We start from the raw sequence: 13,990 nt of genomic DNA, 5'->3' as shown, positions 1-13,990 counted from the left end.
ATTGCCCGTAGTAGTATTACTATAATAATACACTATTATTCAACAGTCACGGATTCTTCAGGCATTGTATGAAGCTGATACGCATCAACGTGTGCAATGACACTGTATTCACCCGGTTCTTCGAATGTATACTCAAATACATATTCGCCGTTTTCAGTGTGTTCCACTTCGACCATTTCCATCGACTCTTCACCTTGCAACACTTCAAACATGACCTGATCTGCATCTGTTACGTCTTCTTCATTAGAAGTAACATGCGCTGTAAATTCAGCAGCTTCGCCTGACTGAACACTCTGTGGAGTTTGTAAATCAACTTCAAGCGATCTAATTTCATCGCTTGACGGACTATCGTGGTCCATATCACTGTGATTTCCGCCCTCTTCGTCCGAGCAAGCTGCAAGAGTTAATCCTGCAAGCAGCATAACTGATAAAAGACCTGATTTAATTTTCATTTATGTATCCCCATTTCAAAATTCTCTCTTTACAATCATACATTATTTGAGCATGACTTTAAATTCCATGTCATGACATTTTTATGACCGGAGTGTAAAATTTCTTTACGATAATCTTTGAGTTTTCTGGAGCAGATATGAAGCAGTGTCACGCCAATGCCTGTGACTCTCGGATACACATGAAAACCCGTCACGCCAGTCCTGCAGCAGCCGGATACACATGAAACCTCGTCATACCAGTCCCGAAGCAGCCGGATACACATGAAAACCCGTCACGCCAGTCCCGAAGCAGCCGGATACACATGAAAACCCGTCACACCAGTCCCGCAGAGCCCGGATACACATGAAAACCCGTCACACCAGTCCCGCAGAGCCCGGATACACATGAAACCCCGTCACACCAGTCCCGAAGCAGCCGGCTATCCTCACCGCAGAAAAAATCGAACGAAAGCCTTCAAAAAAAACACTCCTCTGATTTAGAGGAGTGCCTTAAATTTATTAATCGTTAAAGACAAAGTCTTCGTCGTGCAGGGCTTCAACGTTTAATGCAAGTACGTAGCCGTCACCTTTAACACTGAAGAAGTCATGGTTTTTAGTCGTCGTATCAAGTGCGTTCTCGATAATCGGATTAAAGCCTTTTTCTTCAAAGTAAGGATCAAAGCCTAAGTTTGCCAACGCTTTGTTCGCATTGTACTGAAGATAGTTCAGTACATCTTCTGTCAGACCAAGCTTGTCGTACAGACTTTTCGTGTAAATGACTTCGTTCTCATAAAGCTCATTAAGCAATACGTACATTTCTTTGTCTGCACGTTCCTGCTCTTCAGCAGTGAGTTCAGCTTTCATTTCCTGTGCGTCAAGTCCAGTGAACACACCGTGAATTGATTCGTCTAAAAGAATTTTACGGATAATTTCACCACTTGTCGTCATGCGGCCGTTACCTGCTAAATAAAGCGGGTAGTAGAATCCTGAGTAGAATAAAAATGACTCAAGGAATACCGATGATACACGTGCCATGTATCCATCGTAAGCTGATGGGTTTTTATCGAGTAATTTATAATAGTTTGTAACAATCTTGTCTGCTTTATATTTCAGCTGCTCATTTTGCATTACCCAGTTATCAAGCAGGTCATCTGTTTCTTTAGTCGGCAGCAGCGTCGTAAATATATGTGAGTATGATTTCGCGTGAACCTGCTCCATCATTCCCATAAATGAATAGACTGCTTTTTTTCTAAGGTTCGGAGTATGCAGCATAATCAACGGCATGCCGTCATCTGCCTGGTGTGTATCGAGGCCTGTTAAACCTGCCAATACCTTTTTAAAAGTATCTTTTTCATCTTCCGACAGTCCTGCCCATGATGATAAATCTTTCGACACTTTAAACTCTGTCTCGACCCACATCTGTGAGATGTTTTGGCGCCAGAAGACATTCGTCATGTCATCGTCTTTATTCCAGTTAACTGCAATCATTGTTTAATCTCCTTTATACTGCACAGCTCGTACATTCTTCGACACTGAGTAATTTATTTCTTGTATAGTACAGTGATTTTAATCCTTTATGGTGAGCATAAATGTAATATCTCGAGAGCTCTCTCGTAGAGATGTCCGAGTTCACGTAAAGAATCGTACTGATTCCCTGGTCGATGTGCTGCTGAATTGTTGCAATCATATCGATTAATTTCATCTGATCTGTGTTGAACGCACTCTTGTAGTACCACATTGTCTCTTTAGACAGGAATGGCATCGGGTAGAATGTTTCCGAGTTGCCGTAAGTTCTGCGTTCAATCGTATCAACAATCGGCATTACTGAGCTTGTAGCATTTTGCACGTATGAAATACTTTGTGTCGGTGCAATTGCTAAACGGTAAGCGTGATAAAGACCGTTCTTTTCAACTTTTTGCTGAAGTTCCGCCCAGTCTTCTTTAGTCGGAATATTAATGTGTGAGAATAATTCTGCAACTTTATCGAATTCAGGTGCAATATCTTCAGAAACATAACGCTCGAAATATTTCCCTGTCGCATAGTCTGAACGTTCGAAGTCTTTAAATGTGACGCCGCGTTCTGCAGCGATTTCCATCGATTTTTCGATCGAATAAAAGTTCAGCATCATAAAGAAAATGTTTGCAAAATCTCTTGCTTCAGCTGATTCGTATGAAATTTTATTTTTAGCGAGGTAACCGTGAAGGTTCATCGCGCCGAGTCCTACTGAATGAAGTTCATCGTTTGCTTTCTTAACGCCTGGTGCGTTTGCAATTGCCGTGTCATCACTAACAAGTGTCAATGCTTCGATTCCTTCGTGTACAGTTTCTTTCACTTTGCCCGAATCCATTACGTTAGCAATGTTCATAGATCCTAAGTTACATGAAATATCGCGTTTAATAACGTCGTCCGTACCGTAGTCGTTAATTTCCGACGTTTCCTGCAGCTGGAAAATTTCAGTACATAAGTTACTGATTTTAATTTGTCCGATATCGCCTAATGGGTGTACTTTGTTCGCATTATCTTTGAACATTAAGTACGGATAACCTGACTGCAGCTGAGTTTGTGCGATTGTATTTAACATATCACGCGCATCGTATTCACGTTTTCTAACATTATCATTAGCAACTAATTTGTCGTACATTTTATCCATGTCCATGTCATCCAGTGCAATACCGTATTCGCGTTCCACAGTGTGTGGTGCAAATAAGTTGAACGGCTTATTGTCTTGTGCCAGTTCAAAAAACTTAGACGGTACAACAAGACCGGTAGAAATTGTCGACAGACGGATATCTTCATCCGCGTTTACTTTTTTAGTATCAAGGAATTCAGGCAGGTCATAATGGAAGATGTTTAAGTAAACAGCTCCGGCACCTGGACGCTGGCCAAGCTGATCTGCATAGCTGAATCCGCCTTCCAGTGATTTCGCTACAGGCAGAACGCCTTTAGCTACACCTTCGATACCTTTAATTGCTTCACCGCGTGCGCGCAGTTTAGATAAGTTAATCGCGACACCGCCGCCAATTTTACTTAACTGTTTTGCAGTTGAATCGATATAGTTGATTGAGTTCAGTGAATCTTCAACTTCGAGCAGGAAACATGAAACCATTTCACCGCGTCGTGCACGGCCTGCGTTTAGGAATGTCGGTGTTGCAGGCTGATAGCGCTGCTCCATCATCGACGTAATAAAACGTTTTGCAGTTTCAATGTTACCTTTCGCAAGGTACAGACTGACGATTATAACGTGCTGTCTGTAATCTTCCAGATACTGTTTTTTATCGTTTGTTTTTAAAGTGTAATCTTTAAAGAACTTGCTAGCTGCCATGTAGCTCTTGAAGTTAAATTCAATTGCATCTGCATGATCGATAATATCCTGAAGTGCCGTTTCGCTGTACTCTTTGAACAGGTCATAATAGAAATCGTTATCCACGAGGTAGTGCAATCTTTCAAGTTCAGAGTCAAAATGGATTGTCTTCGCTTCGACTTCCTCCATAAATACCTCAAGTGCTTCAAGATCTTTCTCTAATTTATAAAAACCGCTGTCGTCGCGCTGCGTGACTTCATTATTCAATTCAACGTGGTTGTAAGTTTTTTCATCTAATACTTTCATGCAATTCCCCTGCCCTTTCTAATTCAACTACAAATTGTGCGCGCTCATCAGGCGTTCCGTGAAGTTCAAACTTCATTAAGAGCGGCACACTGTAATCGTTGCTTATATACTCGCCTGCTCTGGCAAAATTCTGTCCCCAGTTCCGGTTGCCGCTCGATGCGACTGCGAACAGATTATAAGAGTTTACTCGTAAAAATTCTTTAACAGTATCAGGTACAGCTCCAAAGCCGTATGTCGGTGTGACTAAAATAAATGACTCATTAATTTTCTCTCTGACATTGGCGGCTGTTATTTGATATAATTCATAGGTGTCTGGAATGTCCATACTATTTAAGAAACGACGGATATTACCTGTCATTGAATAATAAGCAATAATCACTTTGTCATCTCCTTTCAAGGATAGCATAAACAGAACATATGTTCTATCCGGATGTTTCTCTATTAAAAAATTATGTTTCACTTGCTTTATCTTTGAATACCACTACATATAGTGTATGAAACATTAATTAGACACAATATATATGGTTTAACATGTTCTATATTCTCATATTTAACTGCCATTAGCAATGTAAAAAACTGCCTTCTCTAAAAATTTCACGCTAAATAAATGAAGATAAAACGCCGTAATGCACGGTGGATATGTGATGGAATGCCTGAAATTATTTCATAAAAAAAATAACGAAACTTTTCCCCTTTTTATTTGATGAAATTATTGAAATTATCGTACAAATTAATTTGGAGTGTTGTTAATGAACAATGTTGTAAAAGGTATTATCGCCCTGATTATTTCTTCACTTGGATTCAGTCTGATGTCTCTGTTTGTAAAATATTCCGGCGATCTGCCTACCGTACAAAAGACTTTCTTCAGAAACTTTATCTCGATGCTGATTGCACTTGCTCTCGTTCTCTATTATAGAGAGAGCCTGTTCGGAAAACGTGAAAATCAGGGTTGGCTGCTGCTCCGCTCGGGACTTGGGCTGATCGGTGTGCTGCTGAATTTCTTCACCATCGACCGGATGGTCTTGAGCGATGCTGATATTCTCAATAAATTGAGCCCGTTCTTTACTATAATACTCTGCGCTGTATTTTTAAAAGAATACATCCGGAGGTTCCAGATAATCTCAATTATCGTCGCACTACTTGGTGCAATCTTTATTATTAAACCGTCATTTTCAAGTGATACATACTTCGCGCTCATCGGTGTCCTCGGTGCAGTTTTCGCAGCCGGTGCCTATACGGTACTCCGCATACTCGGAAGCCGCGAGAAATTTTATACAGTCGTGTTTTACTTTTCATTCTTCTCGACCGTCGCTCTGCTGCCGTTCTTTATCTATCAGTTTGAACCGATGACAATGACACAGTTCTGGCTGCTGATACTCTCAGGAGTATTTGCCGCAGTCGGCCAGTTCGGACTGACAATCGCATACAGCTACGCACCGGCGAAAGAAATATCGATCTTCTTCTATTCGACAATACTGTTTACAGCACTGTTCAGTATTATCGTCTTTAATGAAGTGCCGGACATGCTGTCGATTCTTGGCTATGTTATAATCTTCGCGGCAAGCTACTACATGTACATGAAAAACCGCCCGAAGAAACTTAAAGTCGTTGGCAAGAAAAAAAGATAGACTTGTATTTATAGTTTGAATTAACGCGGTCCCGGCTCATTGAGAGTCGGGATTTTTTGCTTGTGTGGACGATTTCGTGGAAATGACGCCGACGTTTGCTTTCTACCTCTGACATGAAATCCGTTCATTGGTGAAATAAACGGTTACCTCTGACATGAAATCCGTTCATTGGTGAGATAAACAACTACCTCTGATATGAAACCCGCTCATTGGTGAGATAAACGGTTACCTCTGACATGAAATCCGTTCATTGGTGAGATAAACGGTTACCTCTGATATGAAACCCGCTCATTGGTGAGATAAACGGTTACCTCTGACATGAAACCCGCTCATTGTGCCACAACCGATGTTTTCAAGGCGTCTTCTAACACGTTACCCAAATAAAAACGCCGGAACTTCCAGAGTTCCGGCCGGTATTCATAACCTTAATATCTATATGCTTTTTCCGCCATGCTGCTGGATTTCTTCCAGAAAGTACGGACAGTAGTGTTTCAGTTTGTAGTTGCCGACGCCTTGAATGTGCATCATGTCCTGTTTCGACTTCGGCATTTTCTTAGCAAATTCTTTTAGAATATGATCGGTAAATATTGCGTCCTCGTCCAGTTTATATTTATCTGCCAAATCTTTACGTGTATTCAGCAGTTTATCGTATAAAACCTCGTTCGGCGATGAGTCCGTCGACACGTCGACTCTTTCGTTGTAATGTTTGCGGTACGGCACCGTGTAGATTTTAACTTTGCTGTTCAATATATCAAAACTCTTCTCGACGAGATGCATTTTGTAGGACGAATAGTGAACATAGCCGCGCATCACAAGTTCTTCGACAAGATGGTTCACGTCGCTCGTGCGGTATGAGTCCAGCACACCGAAGCGTTCCTGCGAGTCTAAACCGCGCGCCATAATATTATCTGCGCTTTCTCCGCGGAGTACTTGAATCACAAGTTCCTTCGACAGCTGGCCGTCGGTTTCCTGAATCAGTTCTAGAATTAACCGTGCTTCAGACGTCATCGGTTCAGTACGTTCATTCGACAAACAGCTCGAACACTGGCCGCATGCTTCAACGTATTCATTCGGGTCAAAGTATTTCACGATAAAACTGCTCAGGCATTTGCTCGTTTTATTATACTGCAGCATCAAATCAAGTTTTTCACGCATATGGTCTTTATACTGATCTGAAGCACTTGCACGGTCGATAAAGAACTGCTGCAGATTAACATCGCGCTGCGTGGATAATAAAATACAATCGCTCAAAGCACCATCGCGTCCTGCACGCCCGATTTCCTGATAGTAGCTCTCTAAATCGCCAGGCAGGTTAAAGTGAATGATATAACGGATATCCGGCTTATCAATCCCCATACCGAAGGCGTTCGTCGCAATGACAATTTTCACTTCATCGGTAACGAATTTCTGCTGGTTTTCATTTCTTTCTTTTTTACCGAGACCCCCGTGGTAAATTACGTTTTCAATCTCGTTATCCGTTAAATACGTCGACAGTTTTTCAACTTCTGCGCGTGTCGATACATATATAATACCGGAAGTGCCGATGCGTTCTTTAATATAAGACAGAATAAACTGCTCGCGCTGGTAAGTGCCGTTTACAGACAGTTGTAAGTTCTCGCGTTTTACACTCGTCTTAAATACTGCCTTGTTTTTAATGTTAAGCAGTTCCTGAATATTTTCTTCAACTTCTTCAGTTGCCGTCGCCGTTACTGCAATAATCTGCACATCCGGAAGCAGTGCTTTAAGTTCCGGAATAATGCTCTGATAGCTCGGTCTGAAGTCGTGTCCCCATTTTGAAATACAGTGCGCCTCATCAAAGGCGACGAACGGTATGACTGAATGGCGGATCGCCGTTTTAAAGCCTTCATTGTTAAAACGTTCCGGTGCAACATATAAAAATTGCAGTTCCCCGCGCACCAGACGTCCCATAACATCATTTAAATCTCGTTTAGACATCGTCGAGTTAATGCACTCTGCACTAATGCCGCGGCGTTTCAGTGAATCCACCTGATCCTGCATTAAAGAAATCAACGGTGAAATAACCAGCGTTGTACCTTCGAACATTAAACCCGGTATTTGATAGCACAGTGATTTCCCCGAACCTGTCGGTAAAATACCGAGCGCGTTGTCTCCGGCTAAAATGTTTTCGATAATTTCCTGCTGGCCGTATCTAAATTTATCATATCCAAAATATTCTTTTAGTATAGCTTCCATAAAATATCATTCCTACATTTATGTATGTCGTTGTTATATAATTAATCTGCTATATTATACATTATTTTTATTAAGGTTTGTTGTATTTAGTATTAATAATCCCGCAAAAAATCTCCTGCTTGGCAGTTTACACCGATAAGTGTCTACTGTAACAGGAGATCTGTAATAATTGTGCGCTATTTACATTTTTTCTTTAACGAGTTCTTTTGATATTTTATAGTCGATTGCTTTAAACAGACTGTTCACCCATAAATAGTGACCGTATGTTTCTGCATGTGCAGCATCGCTGTCGACTGCTTTAAACTTAATTTTAGAACCGCGGCGCTTCTGGCCAAGTTTGTGCATATGATAGCTTGGAATTGTACCGATATGTGTCAATTCTGTCTCAGCATCAAAATCGTTCAGTGCAATCGTCGGCAGATTATTCTCAAGATATACTCCGCCGAGTACTCCCGGACTGACACAAGCCGCGCCCACAAAGTCAATTTCCTGTCCTTCGACTGACAGCTGAATACGGTTTTCTTCCCGCGTTACCGTGTATTCACGTTCTTCAAGTCTCTCGTATACTTCAGCCGGCACATCCGGGCGCTTCACGATATGGTAAATATCCGATAAGTAAACTTCGACAAGCGAATAGATGCCGATGCCCCAGCTGACTTTACGCTTGTTGCTCATCATATGGAAAATTTCATCGTGCAGCGCCGTGTAGTTGCGGCGCATAGTGACCTCGTCACCTGACTGCAGCACGTTTGATTTCTCTACAGCAATACCGCCGGCAATTGCCAGATACAGTCTGCTGCCGCGCGTTGAGCCCTGAAACGATAAAACGTCTCCCCGGTCCACGTGGTAAATACGGTTTGGCTGAATGTATTCTTCGCTGACTCTGCCGTTAAAATCTCCGCCTGAATAAGCGATAATCGTCGGCTCGGTAAACTGAATCACCGCAGGCTGACCTGACATTTCAAGCGTCGGTTCATTGACGTCATTGCCGACTAATTTATTTGCGAGCATCGGTGACAGACTGTCTACCGCACCATTATACTCATTATTTTTCTGCTTGCTGTTTGTCTGTTTGTCGACGGTCTGCAGAATCGTGAGCAGTCCGCCTTCTTGTATAATTAAACTCATATTATTTCCTCCCGCTTACACTGTCGAGCACAGGCTTTACTAAAGCAATGATATAAGCTGCCGGTTCGATTGTATTTTCATTTTCCATTACTTCAACCGGGTCATAGTAAAAACTGACTGTATTTTTCGTAAACACGACTTCCCCAATATGAGGATTATCAATATTCAGATTGTCTTTATCAAACTGCGCTTTAATATTTTTAATTACAGACGCATCTTCTTGATACGTAATTATTTTATCTCCATTTGCAAAAATCATGAGTCCACTCCTCTTATCGGTAAAAGAATTCCAATTCGCCGGCAACGTATTCTGTAAAACTACCCATCGCGATGCCAAAAACAATTATTGCAATAATGACACCGACGAAACCGATCGTGATTCCGACGATTTTAATGTCATTTCTTAAGAGATACGTGACGACGAAATGCGTCAGTATGACTATTGCAACAACGAGTAATATTAAAATTAATGTAAACATAAGTCACCTCATTTACGGAGAGTGATTGCCACCCATTCCCGCGCACTATTTATCATGAACAAGTCAATTTGACCATTTTCGTATTTAAGCTGCAGATCATTCATCGTTATATTCTGTTCAGTAATAACTTTGTCGTCAATTAAAGACTGTCTCATAACACCATTAAGGATGCCTGCAGACAAAGGCGGCGTATAAAATTCCCCCGCTTCTTTAATGACGATGTTGCCGATATTAAACTCCGTAATATCTAAGTTATCATTATAGTATAAAACGACGTCAGAATCATTTGTTTTCCCACTGTACTGATGTCTCACTGTTGTTTTATGCACGATAAAGTCCGGTGCACCTAGTATAGGCGTCTTTGCGATCACGGAGATCATCGGCTGATTATTCTTATCGAGCGCCGCGTGCGAGATATTTAGGGAACCGTCACGCGACAGTGTCACACGGAGTTTATATACTCCCGAATTGAGTTCGTTTCCTTCTATATAAGAAGCAATTGCTCTGTTGAAATCAGCTGGTGAAAAATTAAAGTGTGCTCTGCTCTTATTGAGACGATTTTCGTGATAGCCGAAACGTTTAACTTCACCGTCTATGAGACGCATCGTTTCAATCAGTTCATACTGTCCCTGTTTTAAGAATGAAGTTTTGTGCAGTATTTCATCGAACTCGGACGAGGCATTCGAGTCGTATGTAATTCCGCCGCCCGCACTGTAAATATAACGGTCTCTCGTAATTGTCAGCGTGCGGATCGGCACGTTGAACACGGACGCTCTATCCGGGTATAAAATCCCGAGCGCGCCGCAGTAAAATCCGCGTGGTGTTTTTTCCAATTTCTCTATCAGACGCATCGTCATTTGCTTCGGCGCACCGGTAATCGAGCCGCACGGAAACAATGCATCAAACGTATCACTTAATGTTACATCATCTCTGACATCCGCTTCCACTGTTGAAATCATCTGATAGACCGTCTGATATTTTTCAATCGTAAATAATTCAGCTGCTTTAACTGAATTGGCTTTGGCAATTTTCGAGATGTCGTTTCTTAAGAGATCGACGATCATAACGTTTTCCGCCTGATCTTTCTTCGAATTCCTTAAGAACTCATAGCTTGCTTTATCTTGTTTTGGATCTTCAAACCTTGGTGCGGTGCCTTTCATTGGCTTCGTTGAGATTTTACGATTGTTATCCATTTCAAAGAACAGTTCAGGCGACAGACTGACAATCTGCTTGTCGTCATAATCGATATACATCGCGTAGTCGCCGTTGTTCTGCGCGCTTAATTTTAAAAACAGCTGGTGGCTGTCGCCTCTGAAATTACCATACAGACGCGTGGTATAGTTTACCTGATACGTATGCCCGTCCAGTATATAATTTCTGACCTGCTCAATATTATTTTCAATCTCTTCACGCGTTTCACTGAGTTCAGGCGTGCTCATACTGTAAACTTCAGGCTGCTTTCCATCTAAAAACTCTGTATAGGATACCGGATTTTTATAAATACCGATAATATAATCATCTTTTTCATAAGTCACGCCGATTACCGCATAAAGCCCGTCTTTTTGATATTGCTCAGCTTTATTTAAAGCCGCGTTAAACGGTGTATCTTTCGTAATTACTTCCACTGGATTAGTAAAGTACAGGTTTTCTACCGTACCGTTCTTCTTAAACTTTGTATGTGCTCTCATGACTTTCCTCCGCTGCAATTCGTATAAAGTTATTGAGCTGCGCTCTGCCATGCTCCGATAATATAGCTTCCGGGTGATACTGGACGCCAAATACAGGATAGTCTTTATGCCGGATTGCCATGTTGATGCCGTCCGCCGTGCGGCCGGTAATATTAAATTCTGCGAGCTCCCCGCTGCATGTTAACGAGTGGTAACGGCAGCCTTTAAGCGGCGACTTAATATCTTTATATAGTCCTTTGCCGTCATGGTACACATCGTAGGCATGCCCATGAACCGGACGTTCGCCGCGTGTAACGACTCCACCGAACATATGCCACAGCATCTGATGGCCGAGACAAATTCCTAATACCGGAAGTTTCTTATAATACCTTCCGATAAAGTCCAGCACTTCCGGGCGGTCCTTAGGATGCGACGGCCCCGGAGATATAATAATGCCGATAATATTAAATTCCTCTATCAGTTTATCGTCTAATTGATCAGGTGTGACCACTTTAATTCCGGCCTTATATGGATTGCTCTCTATGTAATGAACGAGATTATATGTAAATGAATCGTAATTGTCTATCATTAATAAATTCACTGGTCTTCTCCCTGCATGTAATTTCTTTAATAATATCATATACATATCAATTTAAATAACACAATAGGTACCTGGTATGATGAAAAACCGCCTGCTCTCATGTAGACTTAACATTAAATAAAGACAAATATCGTACTTACATAAGAAGGGTGATCTATGTCTAACCGCAAGTCCAGAATATGGACGAAAGATTTCATCATTATCGTTATCGCGAACTTTTTTATTTTTACATCGTTTCAAATGACGCTGCCGACACTCCCGCTATACGTACAGGAAATCGGCTCGAATGAAACATGGGTCGGCATTATCGTCGGGATTTTCACTTTCTCTGCCTTGTTAATCCGACCTTTCGGAGGGAAAATGCTCGATACGACAGGCCGTGCGCCGGTGTTTATAACCGGGCTCATTATTCTCGTTATCTCCTTATACTCACTCGCCATCAGTACAACGATATTAATTCTTGTCGTCGTGCGTATTGTGCAGGGGGTCGGCTGGGGGCTGTCGAATACAGCATCCGGCACCATCGCTTCAGATTTGGTACCGAAAGACCGCCGGGGAGAAGGCCTCGGATTTTTCGGCTTGAGCGGTAACCTCGCACTCGCTATCGGGCCTGCTCTCGGGTTGTTTTTAGTAAATCATATCGAATTCTCTACACTGTTCATTATTTGCGGATCGCTTACGTTAATCGCTTTAGTGCTCGCGTTAAATGTGCGCTACGTAAAACCGGAACCGCTGACAGATGTGGAAATGCAGGAAGATGCTGATACTGCATCGCGCTTTAATTTTTTTGAGAAAAGAGCACTGCCCGCTTCTGCATTACTGTTTTTCATTACATTTACTTTCGGCGGTATTGCAACGTTCCTGCCGGCATATACATTTTCAGAAGGCTTTCAGCCTCATTATATTCAAATTTATTTTATACTTTACGCATTCGCACTCGTTACGACACGCTTCTTCGCCGGACGCATCTACGACCGTCGCGGACTCGCCATTGTCTTTATACCGGGTATTATTTTAATAATTGCAGGTCTTACACTGCTCGCAATTTTAGACAGTCCGATATATCTGTTCGCTGGAGCAATTTTGTACGGCCTCGGTTTCGGTACAGTCCAGCCCGCACTGCAGGCCTCTGCCATAAATACCACACCGCCCCGTAAGCGCGGTATGGCAAATGCGACATTCTTTTCTGCCTTTGATTTAGGTGTCGGGCTCGGCGCCATTACATTCGGGCTCGTTGCACAATATGCAGACTACAGTTCAATATACTGGATCAGTGCAGCCAGCGGCGTTCTTTCCCTTATATTGTTCTTTATCTTAAGAAGCGCACGGAAAATTGTATAGAAAATTGCGTTCAAAATGTTTAGCTCCTCCTGAAATAGGCAATGTATTCTAGTAGAACATCGTATTTATAAATTTTAGGAGGTCTTAAAGATGGGTTGGTTATGGACAATTATCGTCGGCGGTATTTTAGGCTGGCTTGCAGGAGCAATTATTAGTAAAGATATTCCATTTGGTATTATCGGTAACATTTTAGCAGGTATCATCGGTGCATCAATTGGTAACGCACTCGGCCTGGACATTGGACCAACAATAGGCGGCATGAGCGTCATTGGTACACTACTCGGTGCAATTATTTTAATCCTGGTAGTATCATTCATTTTTGGAATGGTCAAAGGCAACAAAAAAGCGTAAATAATGATGATTAGAGCGGAATCCTTCAGAAGGGATTCCGCTTTTTGATGTCGCTGCGTCAAATAGGGTTGATTAATAATTTAGTCTGAATGCCTAACTTACAGTTTTCTAAAATACGCAAAATTTCGATAGCCAAGAGCACTCTCTTTAAAGCTTTATTGGCTTAGCACTTTTTCGGTGATAAGTCTTTTACTTCTCTGGACTTATCACCATTTATGCCGATTTCGGTGATAAGTCACTGCTTTTATCACAAGTTGTGGCCGAATTGATGTGATTCGGTGATAAGTCACTGCTTTTATCACAAGTTGTGGCCGAATTGATGTGATTCGGTGATAAGTCGTTGGCTTCTTCTGGACTTATCACCATTTATGCCGATTTCGGTGATAAGTCACTGCTTTTATCACGAGTTGTGGCCGAATTGATGTGCTTCGGTGATAAGTCGTTGGCTTCTTCTGGACTTATCATGCATTTAAGATTTTTAATGAGCAGGATCGTTCTCAAAAACACAACCTTGCTCATTTTCAGACCTATTATGAGCAAGAA

14 protein-coding genes are annotated in these 13,990 nt (G+C 41.9%); 4 read left to right on the top strand and 10 right to left on the bottom strand.

Annotated elements, in window-relative coordinates:
* Positions 1–35: 35 nt before the first annotated feature.
* The 4 genes from H625_RS0110650 to nrdI form a co-directional block, all read right to left on the bottom strand.
* Positions 36–452: a FixH family protein gene (locus H625_RS0110650; RefSeq protein WP_026859893.1), complete on the bottom strand. Its 417-nt coding sequence runs from the start codon at positions 450–452 to the stop codon at positions 36–38.
* A gap of 498 nt (positions 453–950) precedes the next feature.
* Positions 951–1,919, bottom strand: coding sequence for a class 1b ribonucleoside-diphosphate reductase subunit beta (gene nrdF / locus H625_RS0110645; RefSeq protein ID WP_026859892.1), 969 nt, complete (start codon positions 1,917–1,919; stop codon positions 951–953).
* Positions 1,920–1,932: 13 nt separating this feature from the next.
* Positions 1,933–4,038: a class 1b ribonucleoside-diphosphate reductase subunit alpha gene (gene nrdE / locus H625_RS0110640; protein WP_026859891.1), complete on the bottom strand. Its 2,106-nt coding sequence runs from the start codon at positions 4,036–4,038 to the stop codon at positions 1,933–1,935.
* A complete protein-coding gene (gene nrdI, locus H625_RS0110635; protein WP_425402156.1) occupies positions 4,022–4,444 on the bottom strand; it encodes a class Ib ribonucleoside-diphosphate reductase assembly flavoprotein NrdI in 423 nt (140 codons plus the stop codon). Before nrdI ends, nrdE begins: the two co-directional genes overlap by 17 nt.
* A gap of 343 nt (positions 4,445–4,787) precedes the next feature.
* Between nrdI and H625_RS0110630 the strand changes: the two genes are divergently transcribed.
* Positions 4,788–5,666 (top strand): DMT family transporter, encoded by an 879-nt coding sequence (locus H625_RS0110630; protein WP_026859889.1) that lies wholly within the window; start codon positions 4,788–4,790, stop codon positions 5,664–5,666.
* A gap of 432 nt (positions 5,667–6,098) precedes the next feature.
* Here the strand turns inward: H625_RS0110630 and recQ are convergent, their stop codons facing one another.
* The 6 genes from recQ to H625_RS13050 form a co-directional block, all read right to left on the bottom strand.
* A complete protein-coding gene (gene recQ / locus H625_RS0110625) occupies positions 6,099–7,880 on the bottom strand; it encodes a DNA helicase RecQ (RefSeq protein WP_026859888.1) in 1,782 nt (593 codons plus the stop codon).
* A 180-nt stretch (positions 7,881–8,060) separates the two neighbouring features.
* On the bottom strand, positions 8,061–9,008 hold the full coding sequence (locus H625_RS0110620; RefSeq protein ID WP_026859887.1) for a 5-oxoprolinase subunit C family protein: 948 nt from the start codon (positions 9,006–9,008) through the stop codon (positions 8,061–8,063).
* A gap of 1 nt (position 9,009) precedes the next feature.
* A complete protein-coding gene (locus H625_RS0110615) occupies positions 9,010–9,267 on the bottom strand; it encodes a hypothetical protein (RefSeq protein ID WP_026859886.1) in 258 nt (85 codons plus the stop codon).
* Between the two features lie 13 nt (positions 9,268–9,280).
* Entirely contained in the window at positions 9,281–9,487 is a 207-nt protein-coding gene (locus tag H625_RS0110610) for a hypothetical protein (RefSeq protein WP_026859885.1), read from the bottom strand.
* A gap of 8 nt (positions 9,488–9,495) precedes the next feature.
* On the bottom strand, positions 9,496–11,175 hold the full coding sequence (gene pabB / locus H625_RS0110605; protein ID WP_026859884.1) for an aminodeoxychorismate synthase component I: 1,680 nt from the start codon (positions 11,173–11,175) through the stop codon (positions 9,496–9,498).
* Positions 11,153–11,755 (bottom strand): anthranilate synthase component II, encoded by a 603-nt coding sequence (locus tag H625_RS13050; RefSeq protein WP_211222593.1) that lies wholly within the window; start codon positions 11,753–11,755, stop codon positions 11,153–11,155. The genes pabB and H625_RS13050 overlap by 23 nt, the downstream gene beginning before the upstream one ends.
* Before the next feature lie 156 nt (positions 11,756–11,911).
* Between H625_RS13050 and H625_RS0110595 the strand changes: the two genes are divergently transcribed.
* The 3 genes from H625_RS0110595 to H625_RS13835 form a co-directional block, all read left to right on the top strand.
* Positions 11,912–13,096, top strand: a complete 1,185-nt coding sequence (locus tag H625_RS0110595) for an MFS transporter (protein ID WP_026859883.1) — start codon at positions 11,912–11,914, stop codon at positions 13,094–13,096.
* A gap of 90 nt (positions 13,097–13,186) precedes the next feature.
* Positions 13,187–13,447, top strand: coding sequence for a GlsB/YeaQ/YmgE family stress response membrane protein (locus tag H625_RS0110590; RefSeq protein WP_026859882.1), 261 nt, complete (start codon positions 13,187–13,189; stop codon positions 13,445–13,447).
* Between the two features lie 340 nt (positions 13,448–13,787).
* Positions 13,788–13,990: hypothetical protein (locus H625_RS13835; protein ID WP_211222591.1), on the top strand; the 203-nt coding region annotated here is incomplete at its 3' end.

Origin of the sequence: Jeotgalicoccus psychrophilus DSM 19085 (assembly GCF_000425845.1) — a bacterium.
GTDB lineage: Bacteria > Bacillota > Bacilli > Staphylococcales > Salinicoccaceae > Jeotgalicoccus > Jeotgalicoccus psychrophilus.
The sequence above is the reverse complement of the archived record's forward strand: the minus strand, read 5'-3'. Positions and strand labels throughout refer to the sequence as shown.

Excerpts from the sequence above, each read along its gene's own strand:
- H625_RS0110595 (WP_026859883.1), top strand. The coding sequence starts at position 11,912 with ATGTCTAACCGCAAGTCCAGAATATGGACGAAAGATTTCATCATTATC.
- H625_RS0110610 (WP_026859885.1), bottom strand. The coding sequence starts at position 9,487 with ATGTTTACATTAATTTTAATATTACTCGTTGTTGCAATAGTCATACTG.
- nrdF (WP_026859892.1), bottom strand. The coding sequence starts at position 1,919 with ATGATTGCAGTTAACTGGAATAAAGACGATGACATGACGAATGTCTTC.
- H625_RS0110590 (WP_026859882.1), top strand. The coding sequence starts at position 13,187 with ATGGGTTGGTTATGGACAATTATCGTCGGCGGTATTTTAGGCTGGCTT.
- recQ (WP_026859888.1), bottom strand. The coding sequence starts at position 7,880 with ATGGAAGCTATACTAAAAGAATATTTTGGATATGATAAATTTAGATAC.
- H625_RS0110620 (WP_026859887.1), bottom strand. The coding sequence starts at position 9,008 with ATGAGTTTAATTATACAAGAAGGCGGACTGCTCACGATTCTGCAGACC.
- H625_RS0110615 (WP_026859886.1), bottom strand. The coding sequence starts at position 9,267 with ATGATTTTTGCAAATGGAGATAAAATAATTACGTATCAAGAAGATGCG.
- nrdE (WP_026859891.1), bottom strand. The coding sequence starts at position 4,038 with ATGAAAGTATTAGATGAAAAAACTTACAACCACGTTGAATTGAATAAT.
- H625_RS0110650 (WP_026859893.1), bottom strand. The coding sequence starts at position 452 with ATGAAAATTAAATCAGGTCTTTTATCAGTTATGCTGCTTGCAGGATTA.
- H625_RS0110630 (WP_026859889.1), top strand. The coding sequence starts at position 4,788 with ATGAACAATGTTGTAAAAGGTATTATCGCCCTGATTATTTCTTCACTT.
- nrdI (WP_425402156.1), bottom strand. The coding sequence starts at position 4,444 with ATGCTATCCTTGAAAGGAGATGACAAAGTGATTATTGCTTATTATTCA.
- pabB (WP_026859884.1), bottom strand. The coding sequence starts at position 11,175 with ATGAGAGCACATACAAAGTTTAAGAAGAACGGTACGGTAGAAAACCTG.